The organism is Xanthomonas sp., from assembly GCF_017163755.1.
Classification (GTDB): Bacteria; Pseudomonadota; Gammaproteobacteria; order Xanthomonadales; family Xanthomonadaceae; genus Xanthomonas_A.
Map to the genome: position 1 here is coordinate 77,059 of NZ_JAFIWC010000014.1, position 23,348 is coordinate 100,406.

Annotated in this window: 19 protein-coding genes; 5 read left to right on the forward strand and 14 right to left on the reverse strand. The window is 67.5% G+C overall.

From position 1 onward, the window contains the following. Positions 1 to 140: 140 nt before the first annotated feature. The 7 genes from JR065_RS11095 to araD1 all read right to left on the reverse strand — a co-directional run bounded on the left by JR065_RS11095 (position 141) and on the right by araD1 (position 9,399). On the reverse strand, positions 141 to 2,102 hold the full coding sequence (locus JR065_RS11095; protein ID WP_206234220.1) for a glycoside hydrolase family 127 protein: 1,962 nt from the start codon (positions 2,100 to 2,102) through the stop codon (positions 141 to 143). Continuing rightward, entirely contained in the window at positions 2,099 to 3,127 is a 1,029-nt protein-coding gene (gene yjfF / locus JR065_RS11100; RefSeq protein WP_206234222.1) for a galactofuranose ABC transporter, permease protein YjfF, read from the reverse strand. Before yjfF ends, JR065_RS11095 begins: the two co-directional genes overlap by 4 nt. Beyond that, positions 3,124 to 4,179 (reverse strand): ABC transporter permease, encoded by a 1,056-nt coding sequence (locus tag JR065_RS11105; protein ID WP_206234223.1) that lies wholly within the window; start codon positions 4,177 to 4,179, stop codon positions 3,124 to 3,126. Before JR065_RS11105 ends, yjfF begins: the two co-directional genes overlap by 4 nt. Continuing rightward, a complete protein-coding gene (locus tag JR065_RS11110) occupies positions 4,176 to 5,687 on the reverse strand; it encodes a sugar ABC transporter ATP-binding protein (protein WP_206234224.1) in 1,512 nt (503 codons plus the stop codon). The genes JR065_RS11105 and JR065_RS11110 overlap by 4 nt, the downstream gene beginning before the upstream one ends. A 143-nt stretch (positions 5,688 to 5,830) precedes the next feature. Further along, positions 5,831 to 6,823: an ABC transporter substrate-binding protein gene (locus JR065_RS11115; protein ID WP_206234225.1), complete on the reverse strand. Its 993-nt coding sequence runs from the start codon at positions 6,821 to 6,823 to the stop codon at positions 5,831 to 5,833. 98 nt (positions 6,824 to 6,921) lie between these two features. Beyond that, a complete protein-coding gene (locus JR065_RS11120; protein WP_206234226.1) occupies positions 6,922 to 8,361 on the reverse strand; it encodes an aldehyde dehydrogenase family protein in 1,440 nt (479 codons plus the stop codon). 30 nt (positions 8,362 to 8,391) lie between these two features. Further along, positions 8,392 to 9,399, reverse strand: coding sequence for an AraD1 family protein (gene araD1, locus JR065_RS11125; RefSeq protein WP_206234228.1), 1,008 nt, complete (start codon positions 9,397 to 9,399; stop codon positions 8,392 to 8,394). A gap of 152 nt (positions 9,400 to 9,551) precedes the next feature. On the opposite strand from araD1, the gene JR065_RS11130 reads away from it, so the two are divergent. From JR065_RS11130 to JR065_RS11140, 3 genes are all read left to right on the forward strand, one after another. After that, positions 9,552 to 10,541 carry a LysR family transcriptional regulator gene (locus tag JR065_RS11130; protein WP_206234229.1) on the forward strand — a complete coding sequence of 330 codons (990 nt, stop codon included), beginning with the start codon at positions 9,552 to 9,554 and terminating at the stop codon, positions 10,539 to 10,541. Between the two features lie 562 nt (positions 10,542 to 11,103). Next, positions 11,104 to 12,828, forward strand: coding sequence for an IlvD/Edd family dehydratase (locus JR065_RS11135; protein WP_206234230.1), 1,725 nt, complete (start codon positions 11,104 to 11,106; stop codon positions 12,826 to 12,828). 7 nt (positions 12,829 to 12,835) lie between these two features. Continuing rightward, positions 12,836 to 13,747, forward strand: a complete 912-nt coding sequence (locus JR065_RS11140; RefSeq protein WP_206234232.1) for an SMP-30/gluconolactonase/LRE family protein — start codon at positions 12,836 to 12,838, stop codon at positions 13,745 to 13,747. Between the two features lie 514 nt (positions 13,748 to 14,261). On the opposite strand, the gene JR065_RS11145 is transcribed toward JR065_RS11140, so the two are convergent. After that, positions 14,262 to 15,110: a class I SAM-dependent methyltransferase gene (locus JR065_RS11145; RefSeq protein WP_429001859.1), complete on the reverse strand. Its 849-nt coding sequence runs from the start codon at positions 15,108 to 15,110 to the stop codon at positions 14,262 to 14,264. Positions 15,111 to 15,335: 225 nt separating this feature from the next. On the opposite strand from JR065_RS11145, the gene JR065_RS11150 reads away from it, so the two are divergent. After that, positions 15,336 to 15,863, forward strand: a complete 528-nt coding sequence (locus JR065_RS11150) for an RNA polymerase sigma factor (protein ID WP_241093550.1) — start codon at positions 15,336 to 15,338, stop codon at positions 15,861 to 15,863. After that, positions 15,860 to 16,915: a FecR domain-containing protein gene (locus tag JR065_RS11155; RefSeq protein WP_206234235.1), complete on the forward strand. Its 1,056-nt coding sequence runs from the start codon at positions 15,860 to 15,862 to the stop codon at positions 16,913 to 16,915. The genes JR065_RS11150 and JR065_RS11155 overlap by 4 nt, the downstream gene beginning before the upstream one ends. Before the next feature lie 633 nt (positions 16,916 to 17,548). Here the strand turns inward: JR065_RS11155 and JR065_RS11160 are convergent. The 6 genes from JR065_RS11160 to JR065_RS11185 form a co-directional block, all read right to left on the reverse strand. Further along, positions 17,549 to 17,947 (reverse strand): DUF805 domain-containing protein, encoded by a 399-nt coding sequence (locus tag JR065_RS11160; RefSeq protein WP_206234236.1) that lies wholly within the window; start codon positions 17,945 to 17,947, stop codon positions 17,549 to 17,551. A gap of 414 nt (positions 17,948 to 18,361) precedes the next feature. After that, positions 18,362 to 19,747 (reverse strand): DNA repair protein RadA, encoded by a 1,386-nt coding sequence (gene radA / locus JR065_RS11165; protein ID WP_206234237.1) that lies wholly within the window; start codon positions 19,745 to 19,747, stop codon positions 18,362 to 18,364. 330 nt (positions 19,748 to 20,077) lie between these two features. Continuing rightward, positions 20,078 to 20,737 (reverse strand): pentapeptide repeat-containing protein, encoded by a 660-nt coding sequence (locus JR065_RS11170; RefSeq protein WP_206234238.1) that lies wholly within the window; start codon positions 20,735 to 20,737, stop codon positions 20,078 to 20,080. A 248-nt stretch (positions 20,738 to 20,985) separates the two neighbouring features. Then, a complete protein-coding gene (locus JR065_RS11175; RefSeq protein WP_206234240.1) occupies positions 20,986 to 21,825 on the reverse strand; it encodes a leucine-rich repeat domain-containing protein in 840 nt (279 codons plus the stop codon). A 92-nt stretch (positions 21,826 to 21,917) separates the two neighbouring features. Next, positions 21,918 to 22,565 (reverse strand): hypothetical protein, encoded by a 648-nt coding sequence (locus JR065_RS11180; RefSeq protein ID WP_206234241.1) that lies wholly within the window; start codon positions 22,563 to 22,565, stop codon positions 21,918 to 21,920. A gap of 414 nt (positions 22,566 to 22,979) precedes the next feature. Then, positions 22,980 to 23,348, reverse strand: a complete 369-nt coding sequence (locus tag JR065_RS11185; RefSeq protein WP_206234243.1) for an immunity 22 family protein — start codon at positions 23,346 to 23,348, stop codon at positions 22,980 to 22,982.

The following is a 23,348-nucleotide window of genomic DNA, read 5'->3' on the forward strand; positions in this document are numbered from 1 at the left end:
GCCCCTCCTGCGAAGCTCACGCGATGGTTCAAGGGCCCGGCCGTGCCCTCCACGCCGGGACGCGGGGCACGCTCAGCCTGGCTGCGGCATGACGCCTCCCCGCGGCCGCGCGCCGCCGCCGTGCATGCGGCGCGCCGGCATCAGAATTGCGGCTTCTTTTCCCACTCGGGCCTCGCTCGGCAATAGACCGAATAGCGTTCGTGGGCGATGCGGTACAGCGGCACCAGGGTCAGCGCGCCGTCGATGCCGTCGGCCTCGAACACCTGGGCCTGGCCGTCGCGCTTGCGCGCCCACAGGTTCTCCGGGGCGAAATACACCGTCGGCAGCTGGCGCCCGACGATCCGGTTCAACGACGGCCGCTGGTCGGACACGTGCAGCTGCACCGGGTCGATGCCGTCGCTGCCCAGCTGCGCGGCCAGCACCAGCGGGCCGTACATCATCGCCTGCAGGCTGGGCTCGTCGGCCAGCGGCGCGGCGTGCAGCGCCATCGGCAGGTCCAGTTCGATGCGGTCGCCGTCGGCGAAGCGGCGCTGCAGCGTCAGGTAGCTGCCCGGCGCCGCCTGCACCGCCTGCGGCACGCCGTTGACGCGCACGCGCACGCCCTGGGTGGCCCAGTACGGGATGCGCAGCCGCAGCGCCATCGGCTGCGCGCGCCTGCACTGGAACTCCAGCGCGGTGCCCTCCTGCTGCGGGAAGCGCGTGCGCTGGACCACGCGCAGGCCGCGCTCGGGCCAGTCCAGCTGCGAGGCGATGAACAGGTTGACGGTGAGCCCGGCATCGTCGCGGAAGTAGATGCTGTCGTTGCTCTTGGCGAACTCTTCGGCGCCGGTGCCGGTGCAGCACCAGAACGAGGCGAACGGGCTGTTGTACAGCTTCCAGTAGCCGGCATCCATCGGCACGAAGTACATCATCATGCCGGCTTCGTCCTGGGTGCCCAGGCGCGCGTTGAACAGCACGCGCTCGTAGTAGTCCATCAGCGCCGCGTCCGGCTGCCAGGTGTACAGGTGCCGGGTCAGCTTGAGCATGTTGTAGCTGCAGCAGCACTCGTGGCTGTGCCCGCTCAGGCGCCCGGCCATGTGGTCCGGCCTGCCGAACAGTTCGTAGTCGCTGGTGCCGCCGGTGCAGTAGGCATGGTGGCCGCTGACCGTGCGCCAGAAGAACTCGGCGATGCCGCGCTGGCGCGGATCGCCGTCGATCTCGTAGGCGCGCGCGGCGGCGACGATCTTCGGGATCTGGGTATTGGCGTGCAACCCGGCCAGCGCGTCGCGCTGCTGCGCCAGCGGCTCGAGCAGCGAGGCCTGCTCGTAGCGCGCCGCCCAGCGCCGGTACTTGGCGTCGCCGCTGTGCAGGTACAGCTCGAGCAGCGACTCGTGCACGCCGCCGAACTCCACGCCGAGGATGCGCTGCCACTGCGCATCGTCGAAGCCGTCCATCCACGCGCCCAGCCAGTCGGCGAAGCGCTGCGCGGTGCGCAGCGCCTGCGCGTTGCCGGCATGGCGGGCCATGTCCAGGTGCCCGGCCAGGATCTTGTGCGCGGTGTAGATCGGCACCCACACCTCCTCGCCGCGGCCGAGCCGGTCGTAGAACGAGGCCGGATACGCGCCGAGGTAGCCGTCGGCGCGCTGGCAGCGCGCCAGTTCGGCGACCAGCGCATCGGCCTTGTCCTTCAGCGCGGCATCGCCGGTGGCCGCGTACAGCAGCGCGCAGGCGGACAGGTAGTGGCCGCCGGCGAAATGCCCGCGGATTTCGCAGCGCGGCGACTCCCAGCCGCCCAGCGGCTCGGCCTGCGAGTCCAGGCCCGCGGTGAGCCGGAAGCTGTGCAGCAGGCGCTCGTTGGGGATCGACATCAGGTAGCGGCGGTCGCGCTCGCGCGCCTGCAGGAACGGGCCGTCCAGCAACTGCACCTGGCCCAGCGCGAACGGCCGCTCGCGCAGTTGCAGGACTGGCTGCCGCTTCGCTGTCGCCGGCGCAGCTGCCGGTGTCGCCGCACCAAGCGCATCGCCTTGCGCCAGCACCCCCAGCGCGGCCAGCGAGGCGCCGCCGTAGTGCAGGAAGTCGCGCCGCGAACAGGCGCCGAAGGCGTCGTCCGTGTGTTCCTTCATGAGTCCACTCCCGTTGTCCGAGTGCGCCGGGTCAACAGCCGCTGCAGCAGGCAGAACACCAGCAGCAGCGCGCCGATCACGATGCGCGTCCACCACGAGCTGAGCGTGCCGTCGAACACGATCAGGGTCTGGATCACGCCGAGGATCAGCACGCCGAACACGGTGCCGACCACGTAGCCGCTGCCGCCGGCCAGCAGCGTGCCGCCGATCACCACCGCGGCGATCGCATCCAGCTCCAGACCCAGCGCATGCAGGCTGTAGCCGGACAGCATGTAGAACGTGCACACCACCCCGGCCAGCGCCGAGCAGAACCCGCTGAAGGCGTAGACCCCGACCTGGGTGGCGGCCACCGGCAGGCCCATCAGCCGCGCCGAGGCTTCGCTGCCGCCCAGCGCATACACGCAGCGGCCGAAGCGCGTGCTGTGCGCCAGCCACATGCCCAGCGCCACCGTGGCCAGCGCGATCAGCGCGCCGATCGACAGCGAGGCGCCGGCACCGATCGGCACGCGGACCTGCGCGATCGCCACGTACAGCGCATTGGCGATCGGAATCGAATCGACGCTGATCAGGGTGCTGGCGCCGCGCGCCAGGAACATGCCGGCCAGGGTCACCACGAACGGCTGCAGCCGGTAGCGCTGGATCAGCGCGCCCATGAACGCGCCGAACAGCGCGCCGAGCAGCAGCACCAGCGGGATCGCCGCCAGCGGCGACCAACCGTGGCGTTCGACCAGCGACGCCGACAGCACCGTGGTGAACGCGATCACCGCGCCTACCGACAGGTCGATGCCGCCGCTGAGGATCACGAAGGTCATGCCGACCGCGGCGATGCACAGGAACGCGTTGTCGATCAGCAGATTGGCCAACACCTGCGGCGACAGGAAGCCGTCGTAGAGCACGCCGCCGGCGCCGGCCATCGCCACGAACAGCGCCACCGTGATCGCCAGCGGCAGCCGCGGGCCATGCAGCAGCGTGCCGGCGCGGCGCAGGCCGCGCGCGGTCTGGATCGGCGCGCTGGCCGCGTTCATCGGCGCGCTCCGGTCGCCGGGCGCAGCACCCAGCCGCGCACGCTGGCGCGGAACGGCGGCGATTGCAGCAGCATCACCGCGAACACCAGCAGCGCCTTGATCAGCATGTTGACCTGCGCCGGCACGCCGATGGCGTAGATCGTCGCGGTCAGGGTCTGGATGATCAGCGCGCCGACCACCGTGCCGGCCAGGCTGAAGCGGCCGCCGTTGAGCAGGGTGCCGCCGAGGGTCACCGCCAGGATCGCGTCCAGCTCCATCAGCTGCCCGGCGTTGTTGGCGTCGGCGCTCTTGACGTTGGAACTGACGATCAAGCCGGCCAGGCCGGCGCTGAAGCTGCAGAACACGTACAGCAGCACCGCAATCAACCGCGCCTTGACCCCCGCCACGCGCGCGGCCACCGGGTTGTGGCCGATCGCGCGCACGAACAGGCCCAGCGCGGTGCGCCCGAGCAGCAGCTGCAGGGCCAGGAACACCGCCGCGACCACGAACAGCGCGAACGGCAGCCCGAGCAGGAAGCCGTTGCCCAGGTAGAAGTACGGCGGGTAGTAGATGGTCAGGATCTGGCCGTCGCCGATCAGCTGCGCGACGCCGCGCCCGGCCACCATCAGGATCAGCGTGGCGATGATCGGCTGCATGCCCACCTTGACCACCAGCAGCCCGTTCCACAGCCCGCACGCGGCGGCGATCAGCAGCGGCGCGGCGATCACCGCCCACAGCGGGAAACGGCTGTGCTCGCCGCCGCCGATCATCCATGCCGCGACCGTGGCGGCGATCGCCACCACCGCGCCGACCGAGATATCCAGGCCGCGCACCGCGATCACCAGGGTCATGCCCAGCGCGACCAGGATCAGCGGCGCGGCGCGGTTGGCGATGTCGACCAGGTTGCCGTACAGGTGCCCGTCGCGCCATTGCAGCGCCAGGAAACCCGGGTTCCACAACCCGTTGCCGAGCAGCAGCAGCGCCAGCGTCGCCAGCGGCCAGAACAGCGGATGGGCGGCGATGCGCGCCGGCAGCCGCGGCGCGGTCGAAGACGGCGTGGCCGCGGCGCTCATGCCGCCGCGTTCCCGGCGATCAGCTCGAACACCGCACGCTCGCCGCAGCCGCCGGGCAACTCGCCGACCAGGCGCCGCTCGCGCAGCACCGCGATGCGGTCGGCGATGCGCTCGAGCTCGCCGATCTCGGCGGAGATGAACAGCACCGCCATGCCCTGCCGGGCCAGCGTCAGGATGCGCATCATGATGTCCTGCTTGGCGGCGATGTCGATGCCGCGGGTGGGTTCGTCGAGGATCAGCAGCCGCGGCTGCGTCGCCAGCCAGCGCGCCAGCACCACCTTCTGCTGGTTGCCGCCGGACAGCAGCCCGACCGGCGTCTCCACGCTGGCGGTCTTGATGCCGAGCAGGTCGACGAACTCGGCGGCGATGCGCCGCTGCTCGCCCGGCGCGAGAAAGCGGCGCAGGCCCATGCGCGCCTGCAACGCCAGCACGATGTTCTCGCGCACCGACAGCTCGGCGACGATGCCTTCGGTCTTGCGCTCTTCCGGGCACAGCGCCAGGCCGTGGCGGACCGCGTCCGGCGGGCCGCGCAGGGCGACGTCGCGGCCGTCGATGGACACGCGCCCGCAATCGGCGCGGTCCAGGCCGAACAGCAGCCGCGCCAGTTCGGTGCGCCCGGCGCCGAGCAGGCCGGCCAGGCCCAGCACCTGGCCGCGGCGCAGCTGCAGGTCGAGCGGATGCAGCTGGCCGCGCCGGCCCAGCCCCTGCGCCTGCAGCACGACCGGCGCGTCCTCGGGCGGCGCCGCGTCCACCGCCGCCGCGGCCTGCGCCACGTCGAGCTCGCGGCCGACCATCGCCGCGATCAGCCGCGGCTGCGGCAGCGCGGCGGCCGGATACTCGCCGACCAGGCGGCCGTTGCGCAGCACGGTGATGCGGTCCGACACCGCGTACACCTGGTCCAGGAAATGGGTGACGAACAGGATCGCCATGCCCTGCTCGCGCAGCGCGCGCATCACCCGGAACAGTTCGGCGACCTCGCCTTCGTCGAGGCTGGAGGTGGGCTCGTCGAGGATCAGCACGCGCGCCGACACGCTCAGCGCGCGCGCGATCGCCACCATCTGCTGCACCGCCACCGGGTAGCTGGACAGCGTGCGGCGCACGTCGATGCGCAGGCCGAGCCGGTCCAGGCACTGCCGCGCCTGGCGGTCGACGCCGCGCCAGTCGATGCGCCGCGGCCAGCCCTTCATCGGGTAGCGGCCAGCGAAGATGTTCTCGGCCACCGACAGGTTCGGGCACAGGTTCACTTCCTGGTACACGGTGCTGATGCCCAGCCGCTGCGCCTGCAGCGGCGAGTCCGGCGCGATGGCCTCGCCGCCGAGCGCGATGCGGCCGGCATCGGGCGCGACCACGCCGGTCAGCAGCTTGATCAAGGTCGACTTGCCGGCGCCGTTCTGGCCCATCACCGCGTGGATCTCGCCGGCGCGCAGGCACAGCGCCACGTCGTCCAGCGCGGCGACGCCGGCATAGGCCTTGCCCAGACCCTGCGCGTGCAGCACGACCGGGTTCATCGGCCGCACCCGGCGCGCGGCCGCGCACTGGCGGCGGCCGGGCGCGCCGCATCCGCGGCCGGGGACCGCGTCGTGCCGCGCCAGCGCGCAATGATCCCGCGTGCGGCTGTACCGGAACCGCGAAGCTTCATCGCCGCGCTCCGTCAGTACTTGCGCCTGGGCAGCTCGGCGGCGGCCTGCTCCTGGGTGTAGACCGACTCCTCGACCCCGATGCGTTTGGGCAGCGGCTTGCCGGCCTTGATGTCGCGGATCGCCTGCACCAGCTGCGGGCCGAGCAGCGGATTGCATTCGACGGTGACGTTGAGCTTGCCGGCCTGCATCGCCTCGAACGCGCCCTTCACCCCGTCGATGGAGATCACCAGGATGTCCTTGCCCGGCTTCAGCCCGGCTTCCTCGATCGCCTGGATCGCGCCGATCGCCATGTCGTCGTTGTGCGCGTACAGCACGTCGATGTTGCGCCCTTCCGCCTTCAGGAACGCCTCCATCACTTCCTTGCCCTTGGCGCGGGTGAAGTCGCCGCTCTGCGAGCGCACCACCTGGAAGCGCGGGTGGGCCGCGATGATCTCCTTGAAGCCGCGCATGCGGTCGATGGCCGGCGCCGAGCCCACCGTGCCCTGCAGCTCGACGATGCGCACCGGCGTGTCGCCGTCCTTCAGCGGCGACTGCTCGAGCAGCCAGCGCCCGGCCTTGCGCCCTTCCTCGACGAAGTCCGACCCGATCAGCGTGGTGTACAGCGTATCGTCGGACACCTTCACCGCGCGGTCGGTCAGCACCACCGGGATGTTCGCCGCCTTGGCCTCGCGCAGCACCGTTTCCCAGCCGGATTCGACCACCGGCGAGAACGCAATCACGTCCACGCGCTGGGCGATGAACGAGCGCAGCGCCTTGATCTGGTTCTCCTGCTTCTGCTGCGCATCGGAGAACTTGAGCTTCATGCCGGCCTGTTCGATCGCCCCCTTCACCGACGCGGTGTTGGCGGTGCGCCATTCGCTCTCGGCGCCGACCTGGCTGAAGCCGACGGTGATCTGCCCCTGCGCCTTGCCCGCGTCGCTGCCGCCGCCGGAACATGCCGCCAACGCCGCGCCCAGCAGCATCGCCAGGCCCAGCGCCGTCGCACGCACTACAGACTTCTGCATAACCCCTCCTCGTTCGTTGCACGCTGGCGGCCGTGCGGCGCTCGGCGCCGCGGCGGCCGCCCACCCTCCCAGGCAGGCGCGCGAGTGGATCGATCAGTTCATCCTGCGGATGTATAGGCCGTCTTGACCGTGGTGTAGAACTCCACCGCGTACCGCCCCTGCTCGCGCGGGCCGTAGCTGGAGGCCTTGCGCCCGCCGAACGGCACGTGCGGATCGACGCCGGCGGTGGGCAGGTTGACCATCACCATGCCGGCCTGCGCATGCCGCTTGAAATGCGTGGCGTACTTCAGCGAGCGGGTGGCGATGCCGGCGCACAGGCCGAATTCGGTGTCGTTGGCCAGCGCCAGCGCGTGCTCGTAGTCGTCGGCCGGCATCACCGCCGCGACCGGGCCGAACACTTCCTCGCGCGCGATGCGGTGCTGCGGCTGCGCGGCGATCAGCGCCGGGCTCATGTAGTAGCCCTTGTGCTCGCATTCCAGCGCCTCGCCGCCGTACACCACCTCCGCGCCTTCCTCGCGGGCGATGCGCACGTAGTCGCGGTCCTGGTCGAACTGGCTGCCGCTGGCGACCGGGCCGATGTCGATGCCCGGGGTCAGCGCATGGCCGATCTTCAGCGTGGCCAGGCGCTTGCCCACCCGCGCGACGAACTCGTCGTACACCGCGCGCTCCACGATCAGCCGGCTGGAGGCGGTGCAGCGCTGGCCGGTGGAGAAGTACGCGCCGTTGACCGCGATCTCCACCGCCACGTCCATGTCCGCGTCGGCCAGCACCACCAGCGGATTCTTGCCGCCCATTTCCAGTTGGATCTTCAGCCCGCGCTCGGCAGCCTGCTTGAGCAGGCGGTTGCCGGTGGGCACCGAGCCGGTGAAGCTCAGCGCGTCGATGCCGCGCTCGGCCACCAGCGCCTGGCCGACGGTGCGGCCGCTGCCGATCACCAGGTTGAACGCGCCGTCGGGCAGCCCGGCGCGGCTGAGGATCTCGGCGATCGCCCAGGCGCAGCCGGGCACGATCTCGGCCGGCTTGAACACCACGGTGTTGCCGTAGGCCAGCGCCGGGGCGATCTTCCACGCCGGGATCGCCAGCGGGAAATTCCACGGCGCGATGATGCCGACCGTGCCCACCGGCTCGCGGGTGATCTCCACGTCCACGCCGGGGCGGGTGGAGGCGAGCTTCTCGCCGGGAATGCGCAGCGCCTCGCCGGCGAAGAACTTGAAGATCTGCCCGGCGCGGGCCGCCTCGCCGATGCTCTCCGGCAGGGTCTTGCCTTCTTCTGAGGCCAGCAGCGTGCCCAGTTCCTGCTTGCGCGCCAGGATCTCGCTGCCGACGAAATCCAGCGCGTCGGCGCGCTGCTGCGGCGTGCTCGCCGCCCATTTCGCCTGCGCCGCGTTGGCCGCGGCGATCGCACCGCGCACCTCGTCGGCGCCGACGCTGCCGTATTCGCCGATCGGCGCCGACAGGTCGGAAGGATTCTCGTCCGCGGCGGTGTCGGTGCCGGCCACCCACTGGCCGTCGATGTAGCTCTGGAAACGCTGGTTCATGCGGGACTCCTGTTGTGGCCGCGCGTGTGGTTACAGCGCGCGCACGCCGCCCAGATCGAACCCGGCGGCGACCCGCTGCAGCGGATTGACCAGCGGCGCGCCCAGTTCGGGCAGTTCGATCTCGAAACGGTCGCCGGGCTGGGCCTGCACGCCGTCGGCGAAGCTCAGCGTGGCGGTGCCGAAGAAATGCAGGTGCACGTCGCCGGGCACGCGATGCGCGGCGTACTTGAAATGGTGGTATTCCAGGTTGGCCAGCGAATGGCACATGTTGGCCTCGCCGGTGACGAATGGCTTCTCCCAGATCACCGCCTCGCCGCGGCGGATGCGGCTGCTGCCGCGCAGGTCGCGCGGCAGCTCGCCGGTGCGCAGCTCCGGGCCGACCGCGCAGGCGCGCAGCTTGGAATGGGCCAGATAGAGATAGTTCTGCCGCTCGGTGACGTGGTCGGAGAACTCGTTGCCGAGCGCGAAGCCGAGCCGGTACGGCACCGCGTCGGCGCCGATCACGTACAGGCCGACCAGTTCCGGCTCCTCGCCGCCGTCCAGCGCGAAATCCGGCGACGGCAGCGGCGCGCCCGGCGCGACCAGGATGCTGCCGTCGCCCTTGTAGAACCATTCCGGCTGCGCGCCGGGCCGGCCGTCGCGCGGAATGCCGCCTTCCACGCCGAGCTGGAAGATCTTCATCGAATCGGTGAGCGTGCCCTGGCTGGCCTGCTGCTGCAGGTTCTGGTGCATCGCGTCGCGGGTGGCGGCGCTGCCCAGGTGGGTCAAGCCGGTACCGGTGACCCGGCAGTGCGCCGGGTCCGGATGGGTCAGCGGCGACAGCACGCGTCCGGCGCCGAGCAGCGCGGCGTAGTCCAGCACGATGTCGCCGAGGTGGCGCTCGGCGTAGTCGGCCAGCGGCAGCCCGGCCTCGATCGCGGCGCCGGCCAGCGCGTAGGTGGACGACACCTCGCGCAGCAGCCGCACCTGGGTGCCGGCCGGGCCGATCGCGCCCACGCTGGGAATACCGGAATCGTCTAGCAGTTGGATCAATCGCATGGAGTCGGTCGCCTGCACGGGCTCGCGGGAAGGAAGATGCAGCGCGCCGGAACGGGCTGCAGGAACGGGCCTATTCTGCTGTCATTGAGCTATATGCAACAAATATCTGTTTTGGCTTAATGTATACGAACATTCATATCTTTTAGGTCGCCATGCCTGCCGCCACGCCCTGGTTCGTCCGCGCCCGCCTGAAGACCCGGCAGCTGATGCTGCTGCTGGCGATCGAGGAGGAAGGCAACATCCACCGCGCCGCCGAGACCCTGAACATGTCGCAGCCGGCGGCGTCCAAGCTGCTGAAGGACCTGGAGGACATGATGGCGGTGCCGCTGTTCGAGCGGCTGCCGCGCGGCATGCGCCCGACCTGGTACGGCGAGGCGATGATCCGGCACGCGCGCATCGCGCTGTCCAGCCTCGGCGAAGCCGGCGCCGAGATCGAGGCGCTGAAGGCCGGCTACTTCGGCAGCGTCAGCGTCGGCGCGATCGCCGGGCCGGCGATGAGCCTGCTGCCGGCGGCGCTGGCCCAGGTCACCGAGCAGCACCCGCTGCTGCGCGTGTCGCTGCTGGTCGACGGCAGCGACGTGCTGCTGGAGCGGCTGGCGCAGAACAAGCTGGACATCCTGGTGGCGCGGCTGTTCGCGCGCCACGACAAGCGCAACCTGCACTACCGCGCGCTGGCCGAGGAAGAGGTCTGCGCGATCGCGCGCCCTGGCCACCCGATCCTGGCGATGCCGCAGCCGTCGCTGCGCGAGCTGGCGGCGGCGGGCTGGATCGTGCCGCCGGACGGCAGCGTGCTGCGCCACCGCTTCGAGCTGATGTTCCAGAACGGCGGACTGGAGGCGCCGCGGCGGGTGATCGAGACCTCGGCGCTGGTGGTGCTGCCGCAGATGCTCCAGCGCAGCGACTACCTGGCGGTGGTGCCGGTGGACGTGGCGCGGCATTTCGCCGATCACGGCAGCGTGGCGATCGTGCCGGTGGAGCTGTCGTGCCGGATGGACTCGTTCGGCATCATCACCCGCACCGACTGGCTGCTGTCGCCAGGCGCGCGGATCATGCTGCAGGCGCTGAAGGACGCCGCCGGCCCGGTCTACGGCTATGTCGCGCCGGCCGAGGACGTGCCGGCGCCGGCGGATGTGCGAGCGTAGGCGGATCCCGGGGCCGCAGCCCTCCGGTGGCGCCTCCGGCCGACCGAGCGCCACCTGTGGGAGCGACGTCACGGCGACGAACGAGGCGGCAGCATTCGGTCGCGGATAGCGTCGGTACAAAACCCACCCTCGCAGCTAAGACCCGACGCGAGCCATCTGTGGGAGCGACTTCAGTCGCGACGAATGGAGCCGCGCGCATTTCGAACAGACTCCGCCAGGGCGGTGCCCTGCCCAGCTGTGGCCCCAGCCGCCTGCGCGCCCGCGCGGCGAAGCCGTCCACCAGCGCCGCACCGGGAGCGGGCCGCCGCCGGTGACCGAGGCCAACCCCTTGCCATGCCCGCAGGCCGCCCTGCCGCGCACCGGAACGACCACCGCAGCCGCGCCGTCATGCCGTTTTCGCGCGAATTTCAACGCATTTTTGCTATACGAGAAAAAATATCGATAGGCAGATATTTGTTATTTTTCAGATATCAATATGCTGGTTAGCATCGCCGACATAAAGTGCAACCGGCGAGCGCCGCCAGGCGTCCCGGCCGTCCCAGGACTCGAGGATTCCGCCAGCATGGGCTCACCCACCAAACCGGTCCGCCGCAGCCAGGCGTGGTTCGGTCGCGAAGGCAAGCAAGGCTTCTACTACCGCAGCTGGCTCAAGAGCGCAGGCCATCCGCACGACATGTTTGACGGCCGCCCGGTGATCGGCATCTGCAACACCTGGTCGGAACTGACTCCGTGCAACGGCCACTTCCGCGAGCTGGCCGAACACGTCAAGCGCGGCGTCTACGAGGCCGGCGGCTTCCCGCTGGAATTCCCGGTGATGTCGCTGGGCGAGACGCAGATGCTGCCGACCGCGATGCTGTTCCGCAACCTGGTCAGCATGGACGTGGAGGAATCGATCCGCGCCAATCCGCTCGACGGCGTGGTGCTGCTGATGGGCTGCGACAAGACCACCCCGGCATTGCTGATGGGCGCGGCCAGCGTCGACCTGCCGACCATCGGCCTGTCCGGCGGCCCGTCGCTGTCGGGCAACTGGCGCGGGCAGCCGCTGGGTTCGGGCACCGGCGTGATCCAGATGTCGGAGATGGTGCGCGCCGGCACCCTGAGCCAGGCCGACTTCGTCGAGGCCGAGGCCTGCATGCAGCGCTCCAAGGGCAGCTGCATGACCATGGGCACCGCCTCGACGATGGCCAGCATGGTCGAGGCGCTGGGCATGTCGCTGCCGGAGAACGCGGCGATCCCGGCGGTGGATTCGCGCCGCGCGCGGCTGGCGCAGCTGACCGGGCGGCGCATCGTGCAGATGGTCGAGGAGGACCTGCGCATGTCGCAGGTGCTGACCCGGCGCGCGTTCGCCAATGCGATCAAGGTCAACGCGGCGATCGGCGGTTCCACCAACGCGGTGATCCACCTGCTGGCCATCGCCGGTCGCCTGGGCGTGGAGCTGACCCTGGAGGACTGGGACCGGCTGGGCTCGCGGCTGCCGTGCCTGGTCAACCTGAAACCGTCGGGCCAGTACCTGATGGAGGACTTCTACTACGCCGGCGGCCTGCCGGCGGTGATGCGCGAGCTCGGTGCCGAGCTCGACCTGGACGCGCCCACGGTCAACGGCCGCACCCTCGGCGAGAACGTCGCGCAGGCGCCGTGCTGGAACCGCGAGGTGATCCGCAGCATCGACGACCCGTTCCGCAAGGAAGCCGGCATCGCCGTGCTGCGCGGCAACCTGGCGCCGGATGGCGCGGTGATCAAGCCGTCGGCCGCCTCCGAACACCTGCTGCGGCATCGCGGCCGCGCGGTGGTGTTCGAGAGCATCGAGGACATGAAGGCGCGCATCGACGACGAGGCGCTGGACATCGACGCCAGCTGCGTGATGGTGCTGAAGAACTGCGGCCCGCGCGGCTACCCCGGCATGGCCGAGGTCGGCAACATGCCGCTGCCGCCCAAGCTGCTGCGCGCCGGCGTCACCGACATGGTGCGCATTTCCGATGCGCGCATGAGCGGCACCGCCTACGGCACCGTGGTGCTGCACACCTCGCCCGAGGCCGCCGCCGGCGGCGCGCTGGCGCTGGTGCGCGACGGCGACATCATCGAGCTGGACGTGCCCGGGCGCTCGCTGCACCTGGAGGTCAGCGACGAGGAGCTGCTGCGCCGCCGCGCCGAATGGACGCCGCCGCAGCCGCCGCAGCGCGGCTGGTGCAAGTTGTACGTCGACCACGTGCAGCAGGCGCACCTGGGCGCGGACCTGGACATCCTGGTCGGCGGCAGCGGCGCGAGCGTCGCCCGCGACTCGCACTGAGCGGCGCATGCACGCCGCGATCCCTGCCGCGCTGTCGCCGCTGCGCTGCGTCTGGCCGCTGGCCGCCACGCTAGGCGAAGGCGCGCTGTGGTCGCAACGCGAGCAGGCGCTGTACTTCGTCGACATCCTCGGCCGCGCGCTGCACCGCTACGCGCCGGGCGACGGGGGCCGCGGCCAGGCGCGCCGCAGCTGGTCGTTCGACGAGGAAATCTCCGCCGTCGCCGAGCGCGAGCGCGGGCCCGGGCTGATCGTGTCGCTGCGCCGGCACCTGGCCCTGTTCGATCCGGCCACCGGCACGCTGCAGCCGCTGCACATGCCCGAGCCCGAGCGCCCCGGCAACCGCTTCAACGACGCCAAGTGCGACGCGCAGGGGCGGCTGTGGGCCGGCAGCACCGACTTCGCCTGCCAGCGGCCCACCGGCGCGCTGTACCGCTACGACCCCGACGGGCGCTGCAGCCGGCACCTGGACGCGGTGCACATCGCCAACGGTCCGACCTGGTCGGCCGACGGGCGCACGCTGTACTTCAACCAGACCGGGCACGGCCAGACCTGGGCGTATCCGTTCGACCCCGACGCCGGCACGCTCGGCGAAGGCAGGCTGTGGCTGCAGCACCAGGACGCCGACGGCGCCCCGGACGGCATGACCACCGATGCGCAAGGCCGCGTGTGGATCGCGCGCTGGGGCGGCGGCGGCGTCAGCTGCCACGATGCCGACGGCCGCCTGCTGGCGCGCATCGAACTGCCCACCGCGCACATCACCAGCTGCGCGTTCGGCGGCCGCGACCTGCGCACGCTGTACGTCACCAGCGCACGCACCGGCCTGGACGAGGCCGCACTGGCCGCGCAGCCGCTGGCCGGCGCGCTATTCGCGATCGACCTGGACGCGCAAGGCGTCGCCGCAGGCCGCTTCGCCGGTTGATCGGTTGCGCCGCCGGTCGATCGGTCGCCGCGGCGTGGTGACGCTGCGGATCGGAGCGTCTTGCTTTGGTCTACCGCAGCAGTCCGGCAGAGTGGCTCCGGGTAGCTCAGGGGCATCGGCCACGCCGGCGCCCTCGATGAATGCTGTCGCGACCGAAGCCGCTCCCACACCGCTTCGCCAAACGCAATCGCCCGCTTTAAATGCTTCGGACTTCAGCTCGCCGCGCACAGTACCAGGCTCGGCAGGAACGGCGCGGCCATTCCGCCACGAGCCTACAGCGCCGAACGCATCGGCTCTCTCTTCAGGTGCCGCCCGGAGCGGCAGCAGGCACGGGCACGGTGCACGCAAATGCGCTCCTCTCGAACATCCATCATGTGGAGAGCGACTTCAGGCTGCGACGGACGGCCGACCTAGAGCCTTGGAACCGGCGAATCCTGTCACGACCGATGCTGCTCCGAAGCCATCCACAGCCGGCCACGGCACTTCGCCGGCGGCGAGCGCCTGCGGCGATGCGCTAACGCGGCGGCAACGTCGCCAGCACGCCATCCAGCGCGAGCTGCGCCTTGAATCCGGCCTTGGCCAGCCGCTTGGCGACTTCGCCGGGCACGTCGCGGCCGCTGGTCAGGCGGTTCGGCGTGCCGGTGTAGTGGAACAGACGCCCGCCGCGGCGCAGGACGCGCGCGAACTGGTCGTAGAACGCCTGCGAATAGAGTTCGCCGGCGATGCCGAAGCGCGGCGGATCGTGCAGGATCGCATCGACCGACGCATCGGCCAGATCGCCGATGGCGTGCAGCACATCGCCGTGGGTCAGCTGCAGGCGTCCGCCATGGGCCGGATCGTCCGCGTCCGGCGACCATGGGTTGAGCGTGCGCAGCCACAGCACGTCCGGGTTCTTCTCGAACGAGCGCAGCTGCGCCACGCCCGCCTCCAGGCACGCGGCAGCGAAGTAGCCCAGGCCGCCGCAGGTATCGAGCACGGTCTTGCCGCGCGGATCGACCAGCGCCACCTTGCGCCTGGCGTCCTCGAACGGCGACACCTGCGCCGACGGCAGCATCTTGATGCCGTCGATCTCGAAGGTGGGCGCGCCATGCTCGGTCGGCACCAGCTTGATCAGCGCGCCGCCGTAGCGGGACGCGGCGGCGAATGCCTCGCCGTCCCAGTAGTAGATCGTGCGCTCCTTGAGCTTCTCCGGGTACGGATAGGCCTGGCCCTGCCACTGCCACTGCTGCGCAGCGACGCTTGCGCTGGCGAGCGAGCGGCCCAGGTCCAGCGAGCCCGACCACGTCGCGGCGCCGGAGGCCGCGGCGGCGCGCAGCGCCTCGGCGATGGGACGGGTCAGCAGAGGGCCGGAATAGTGGCTCACGTAGGCAGGCAGCTCGGGCAGGCCGGCGAGGACCGCGGCACGCGGGGCATCGGCGGCGACGATGGCGGGGACGCATCGTAACCGACCACGCACGCCCCGTGCGCCGGCTCGGACCGGTGCGGCGCCCGGCCGCGTTCGGCACGAAGCCGGCGACGAACCCGCATCGCGTAACCGCAGCGTCATGGAGGTCCCCTAGCCTGCGCCGCTTGGGCGGGGATCGGTTCGATGACGACGGGACACGCAAAACGCGCATGGGCCCGGATGTTCGCCGAACACGGCCCGGTGCTGCGCGGCTTCTTCGCGCGCCGCGGCGCCAACGAGGACGCCGAGGACATGGTGCAGGAAACCTACCTGCGCCTGCTGCGCGCGCACCAGCGCCAGGGCGAGGCGATCGCCAATCCGGAGGCCTACCTGTACACGGTGGCGACGAACCTGGCGCGCGAACAGGCGGTGCGGCGCAAGCAGGCGCCGTTGCGCATCGACGAGATGGAACAGTTCTCGCAGCTGCTGGTGGCGGGGGAAGACGTGGAGGACGCAACCGAACGCCAGCAGCGCCAGCGCCGGCTGCAGGCGCTGCTGGCGACGCTGCCCGCGCGCACCCGCGCGGTGCTGGTGATGCAGTACCGCGACGGCCTGAGCTACAAGCAGATCGCCGAACGCATGGGCGTGTCGGCGCACATGGTCAAGAAGCATGTGGTGCGCGGCCTGTCGGCGTGCCGGCGGGCGATCGCCGAGCGGGAGGACGCTTGGTGAAACGCCTGCCCGCCGCTTCCCATCACGCCACGCGTGAGGCCGCGCACTGGCATGCCATGCAGCGCCAGGACGGCCTGGACCCCAAGCAGCAGGCGCAGTTCCTGGACTGGCTGACCGCCTCGCCCGAGCACCTGCGCGAGTACCTGGCGATCGTGCGCGTGGCCGGCGAGCTCGGCGCCGCGCTGCGCGGCATGGAACTGGACGTGGACGCGCTGCTCGATGCGGAGCGCCGCGATCGCGGCGCGGGCGGCGACAACGTGGTCGCGTTGCCGCTGCCGCGCATCGCACCGCGCGCCATGGCCGCGGCCCCGTCGCCACGCCGCGCGCCACGGCGCGCCTGGAGCGCGGGCCTGGCCGCGACCCTGGCCTGCGCCAGCGCGCTGGCATGGTGGGCGTGGCCGCGCACCGAGGTGTACGTCGCCGCGCACGGCGAGCAACGCACCGTGCTGCTCGCCGATCGCAGCGTGGTGCACCTCAATGCGCAGAGCGAACTGCGCGCCACGCTGAGCCCGTTCCAGCGCCGCATGCACCTGCTGCGCGGCCAGGCCGCATTCGTGGTAGCCCCGGACCGGCGCGCGTTCGACGTGCGCGCCGGCGGACTGCGCATCGAGGACATCGGCACCACCTTCGGCGTCTCGCTGCAGCGCGACCAGGCCCGCATCGACGTCGCAGAAGGACGGGTGCACGTGTGGCGCGACGCGTCCGCGCAGCCGCCGCGGCGCGTGGCGGACCTGGGCGCAGGCCAGAGCGCGCGCATCGATCGCGCCTCGGGCAGGCTGACCATCGCCAACGAGGACGTCGCGGCGATGACCGCCTGGTGGCAACGCCGCATCGTGTTCCGCGACGAGCCGCTGGCGACGGTGGCCGAGGAGTTCAACCGGCTCAACCGCACCCGGCTGGTGATCGAGGATGCGCGCGCCGGGGCGATGCGCCTGACCGGCAACCTGCGCGGCGACGACATCGCCTCGCTGCGCGCCTTCCTCGCCGACCAGCCGACGCTGCGCGTGGCGACCACGCACGACAGCATCCGCGTCAGCAGCCGCCCGCACTAGGTACCGGTCTGTGTGCAGCCGGTACGTCCAGCGGCGCCGTTCGACGCGCGTTCTCGCTATCGCACTCGCGGTAGAGCTTCGCCCAACGCTTCCGCAACAGGCGACCTTCCCACCGCAATGATCGCGGCCGAAGACGCTGAAAAGCCTTGGTTGTCAGCTCTGGATCCCTGTAGGAGCGGCTTCAGCCGCGACCGCATCAGTGGGCGCCATCGATTCCGCAACCAGCGCACGCGCGCCCACCACGGCAGCGACGCGGCCCGGCGCCGGGCGTGGGATCGATCACTGGATGCGCGGTGCGAGGACTTCAGCTCCGCCTGATTCCCGCGACCGGAAAGATGCCGCTTCGATCGTCGCGACTGAAGCCGCTCCTGCAGGCGTCTCGGGGCAGTGTCGCCGACTCACTGCGGGAGCAACGGCTGCCCTCATCGCTACCACGCGCACCGGCCATTTCGGCACCAACTCGCCAGCATCGCTGGCAAATGAGCGCCGACCAGACGCATCGATTGATGGGCACGCGATTGTGGGAGGAGCTTCCGTCCGACCCTTGCAGCATGGATGCCCGCACTGGGCCGCAGCGGCCGCGTCCAGCGCCGTTGCACCGCAGAGCGGCCGGGCGCACCCGGCCGCCTCGCATCAGATCGCGCGAGCGGACTGCTTCGGATCCGGACCGTAGGGGTTCGGGCCGTGGGTGCCTTCCATGAACATGAAGACCATCACCACCACGCCGCCCAGGTAGGGAATCAGGCCCAGCAGCACGTACCAGCCGGACTTGCCTTGGTCGTGGAACCGGCGTACCTGCACCGCCAACGACGGAACGACCATCGCCAACGCATAGATGCATACCAGCGCAAGCGCCGCACCCGACAGCACGCTGGTGCCGTTCTGCCCGCCGACGCCGCCGCCAACCCCGACCAGGACCAGCAGGACCGTCAGCACCACGATATTCAACAGCGTGAACATCCAGTACTCCTTGCGCCGCGAACGCCCGGAGAAATCCGCGTAGCGCTTGAGCGGCATCAACATCCATTCCATTGTGTTTCCCTTGTAGTTTTCCGCTGCCTCACTGCAGCGGGCGGCATGGTGTCATAAATGCGCGGAACTGGAAACGCTTTCATCGAGGGCCTGTTGGTGCCGACTCGGGCTGCGGAAACTCCGCGCAGTTGCGGTGCAACGACCTCGCCACGCGGCATGGCGGGCGGCGCTCCAGCGTCAATGCACTCAGCGCGATCGGAGGCAGGCCCACGCGATGTTTGGTCGGTACGGGAAGAAGAGGACGAGGAAGCCGCGCCCAAACGCCATGGCGCATTCATTACGCCGAACGCCGTCCGGCTTGCTTGTACCCGGTGTCGGGCCGCGCACGGTTGGGACAAGCGGGAAGCCCCTAAGGCATCGCGCGCGGCTGCCGGCTCCGGACAGGCACGCGGCCTGTCCAGCGGCGTAAACAACCTAGTCGCCAGCGGCCTCCAGCGCCTGCGACAGGCGCTCCACCGCCACCACTTCCATGCCCTTCACCACCCCGGTTTTCGGCGCGTTGGCCTTGGGCACGATCGCGCGCTTGAAACCGTGCGTGGCCGCCTCGCGCAGCCGGTCCTCGCCGTTGGGTACCGGGCGGATCTCGCCGGACAGGCCGACCTCGCCGAACGCGATGGTCTTCTCCGCCAGCGGCTTGTCGCGCAGCGACGACAGCACCGCCAGCAGCACCGGCAGATCGGCCGCGGTCTCCTGCACGCGGATGCCGCCGACGACGTTGACGAACACGTCCTGGTCGCCGACCACCACTCCGCCATGCCGATGCAGCACCGCCAGCAGCATCGCCAGCCGGTTCTGCTCCAGGCCCACCGCCACGCGGCGCGGATTGGACAGCGGCGACGCATCGACCAGCGCCTGCACCTCCACCATCAGCGGACGCGTGCCCTCGCGGGTCACCATCACGCAGCTGCCCGGCTGCAGCGCGCTGCCGCCGGACAGGAAGATCGCCGAAGGATTGGAGACCTCCTTCAGGCCCTTCTCGCCCATCGCGAACACGCCCAGCTCGTTGACCGCGCCGAAGCGGTTCTTGAACGCGCGCAGCAGGCGGAACCGGCTGCCGCTCTCGCCTTCGAAATACAGCACCGCATCGACCATGTGCTCGAGCACGCGCGGCCCGGCGATGCCGCCTTCCTTGGTCACGTGGCCGACCAGGAACACCGCGGTGCCGGTTTCCTTGGCGTAGCGCACCAGCCGCGCCGCGCTCTCGCGCACCTGGCTCACCGAGCCGGGTGCGGCGGTCAGCGACTCGGTCCACAGCGTCTGCACCGAGTCGGCCACGATCAGCTTGGGCTTGGCCACGCTGGCGTGCTGCAGGATGTTCTCGATGCCGGTCTCGGCCAACGCGTTCAGGCCGTCCAGCGGCAGGTCCAGGCGCACCGCGCGCCCGGCCACCTGCGCCAGCGATTCCTCGCCGGTGACGTACAGCACCGGCAGCGTGCCGGCCATCTTCGCCAGCGCCTGCAACAGCAGCGTCGACTTGCCGATGCCCGGGTCGCCGCCGATCAGCACCACCGCACCCTCGACCAGGCCGCCGCCGAGCACCCGGTCGAACTCGCCGATGCCGGTGGACACCCGCGCCTGCTCGCTGTGCTGCACGTCCTTGAGCGCGGTGATCTTCGGCGCTTCGGTCTTGCCGGCCCAGCCGCTGCGCCGCGCCGCGGCCGGCGCCTTGGCCCCCGACGCGCTCTCCAGCACGATCTCGCTCAGCGTATTCCACACCCCGCACTCGGCGCACTGGCCCTGCCACTTGTTGTACTCGGCGCCGCATTCGCCGCAGACATAGGCCGTCTTCGCCTTCGCCATCTCACTCGTGCCCGTCGCTAGGAAGGCGCCAGCATAGTGGCTGGCGGTCTCAGGGTCCGCGACGGGGTTCAGAAGCGGCTTTGCCCCCCCGGTCGCTACCGGACCGAACATGCGAAATACGGCTTCCGATTCTCTAACTTGTCTGCTGGCGTGCGCGCGAGCCCCAGTCGAGGCAAGCCGTACTGCGACAGCTGCATTAATTTGAAGCCCTGAGCGGCCGTCCTTCTGTCGGAACGTTGCAGCACGTGCATGGGTTGAAGCGCTTCAACCATGTTGTTGCGCAAACACTGCATTGCCCGCAAGCGCTTCTTGACAACGCTCACGTCCAGATCAAACTCGCAAGTATTTATCGGGATTAAAATCAACCCCCACAACATCTTCGCCGTTTATTTTCATTTTATCCGTAAGACACCCACTAAATATAGCTACGTCAACAGCACCAAAAATTTGGCTTCCGGCAAAAGATACCCCATCCAATTTAGCGCCATCGAACTGACATTCGTCAAAAATACAATGGGAGTAAATTGCCCCAGCCATATTGGCTTCAGAAAAATTGCAGCGCTTGAACTTCGAACCCATCGCTACGGACTTGCCCATTGCGGCGCCCGTAAAATCGCAGTCAACATAGTCTGTGCCTGGACGCATTCCAGTCAGTTTGGCGCCAATAAAGCTGGTCGCCTCAAAACGCCGCGTCACAATCGTACCACGCATATCTATCCCGTCAAACACGCAGCGCAGGAATTCGGACTGACTCAAGGATGCTCCTTCCTTGAAAACGGCATAAGACATGTCTATATCTTCCACCCTCATGTACCTAATGGACTCGTAAACATCGAGCCCACGGAAGTCAGCCTTATGATTGTCGGTAAACCCGAAAGGCGACATAGGCATAGAGCCGAGATTCATCTTGCCAGACGCTTCGCGGACGGCCTTGTTCGCGGCACTCTGCAAGTCCGGCGTCCATCTCGCACGTAAATCCTTCTTTTTCATCAACAAGAGCCTCTTCGCCGGTTTACCGCCGCTAGATCTTCCTGCTAAGAGCCATCGTGCCCAACCTCAAGCCACGGATCCTAGGTTCCAACGAGATATCCAAGCGATTCCTTTAGAAACGACATCCTGGCGCTTTTTTGCGGCTTGCTGGGTGCGAGTACGCGACTCTTTCACTACCGGCCAACCCCTCTAATCCTCTAAACTCCATAGGATCCGGAACTTTATTTTCATCAAGCCAGGATCCAACATTAGGTCGTAGCCCCAATTGTAACCTTATTTATATTCTTTATTTTGTCCGCAATACGGTCAAGCCCAATTTTGCCACACCCGACGATAGTCAGCACCTGCAATCTATCCAATGGCGCGATGGATTCTATGTTCTGTATTTTACAATACTGAATATCAAGCGCCTCAAGGGAAGATAATTTCGACATACTGGAAATATCAATGAGCGAAGTCAAATTCTTCAATCTAAGAGAAGTAATGCCCCGGATATTTTCAATTCCGTTCAGCGTGGTCAGCGACCGACCGCCAGAGAGGCCCAACGACTTTAATGGCAATCCAGAAAGAAATTCAAATACCTCGCTACCTAATGGCAAGCTCAACAAATAGATTTCACTCAAATTTAGCTTCAATACCTCCTTGAGATTGGACAACGACTTTTCAGGGTAAATGGCAACCGAGCCAAGTGAAGGGAAATTTTCCGCCTTGAATTTCAAAGGAGTTTCGGACACCAAATGTTTCAGCCCCGGAAGAACAAGATCCGCAGGCCACTTGACGGCCCCCTTCCCTATGTGAATTTCAAGTCTTTCCACACTTTCCGGGATATCATTGGCAGATAGTTCTGATACTACTAACGGATCAATGTTTCCCGGCCCAATACTTAACACTTTTAAATTAGGCATCTTTGAAATAATTTTTGGAAAATCCACCAGCCCGTCACCAGGCGGCGCCCGCACATGCGCAAAACGCACGTCTGCGAGAAGCCGTTCATCAAAAGGTCTATTAAAAAATATCGGCGAAATAGCCTCGCCAAAAAACTGGTCGTAATTTCGGCTATGCATCACCACGAATTTAGTGGAATCCATTCATCATCCTAGCGGCACTCGAATGTACGCGGCGAATCTACGACCACCCGTTTTCTTTAATGTTTTAACTTTGCATATATTTGCGCAGCACACTAACTCACGCTGCGCATTAGCTTTAGAACTCTAGATAATGTAAACCTATATTCGGAAAAATCGTAATTCCTCCCCCCTCCGTTATCCAAGTTAAGATAAAACCCCTTCGCATTCACACTCGGGTATTCGGATAACGTACTGAAGTCGTCAGACACCAGGCACGGAAACGATGCAAAAAATCTATCGGCTCGAGCCGATAAACTGCTGGGCAGCATCATGTTATTTTTCACCCACGAAACAATTTCGAATTGGAAAAGTTCGACTCCGTGACGCCGCAGATTCTCAAAATAATCCTCCATCATCAAGAAGGAATCATCATCAGCCAGCACAAAAAATCCATTGGCAATTTTGGGGCGATCTACTTGAGCCAACATACGCAACTCATCAGCCAATTCGTCCTTCTTTTCTGGCTCCGAGGGGGTAAACTCAAAATAGTCAGCCGATATTTCGCTTACAAGACGCGCAAGATCTCCTAGGGTCCAGCCACTGTCTGGAGCCGCAGCCACCGAGGACTTCTGGTGGATGATGCGGAGCTTAGCAAAGTCCTCCACTCCGAGGCGATCCTTCGCAAGGCAAAATCCTAGGATATCAGCGCGATTTAGCCGATCAATCTCAGCCTGCTTCGTTACTTGATTGACTTTGATCACCCTTATCCTCTACATGCTGCGCTTCTTCCAGCCGCTCGGCTCATATCGCTGATTTAGATTATTCAAGTCCGCCTTATAGGATGCCGAACCATCCGGTGCTGGCGGTACTCGAACGCACGCGGCACGCCCAGCGGATCCTCCGCGGCGACAGGGTAGCCCTGCGCATAACGATAGGCCCACCGGTAGAGGGGTCAACCCGGTCGCCGGATGTGCAGTTGCAGGCGCTCGATGTGGCCGTGCCGCGACTCGACCTCGATGAAGCGGCCTTGCAGGCGTTAGCCGCTAGAATGCTATTTATATTCATCACGCGCCCATCAACGTACAGGCAGCACCACCCAACGACGAGGCAAAACATCGCACCTGCCCATGCTACTCGCGCGCCATCCCAGCAAGGTGATTTTTAAAGCTCAGTGGTCAAGACTTCCTATACTCATACACTCCCAGAAAGCTCAGCGGAGCGCCCGTAACAGCTGCAGTTGGAGAACCGTCGAAGTCGTATACGACGTATACCGAGTTAACTTTATTTAGGTCGATGGCCGGAGCTAGATTATGCACAAATGACGCCCCCCAAGACAGCTCGCCAAGAGCAGACTCAATATCACCGTCCCTATCCAGATAAACACCCTCGGCAAAATCCTCGTCATACCATTGCACATTCAGATCAGAAATGAAGCGACTGCTAACCGAGTCGCCCTCATATGTTTTCTCCACATAAGAGAAAAATTCGTCCTCGTTATCAAAATATCCCGCCCAAACAGATACCTGCCCAGTATTTTTACTCAT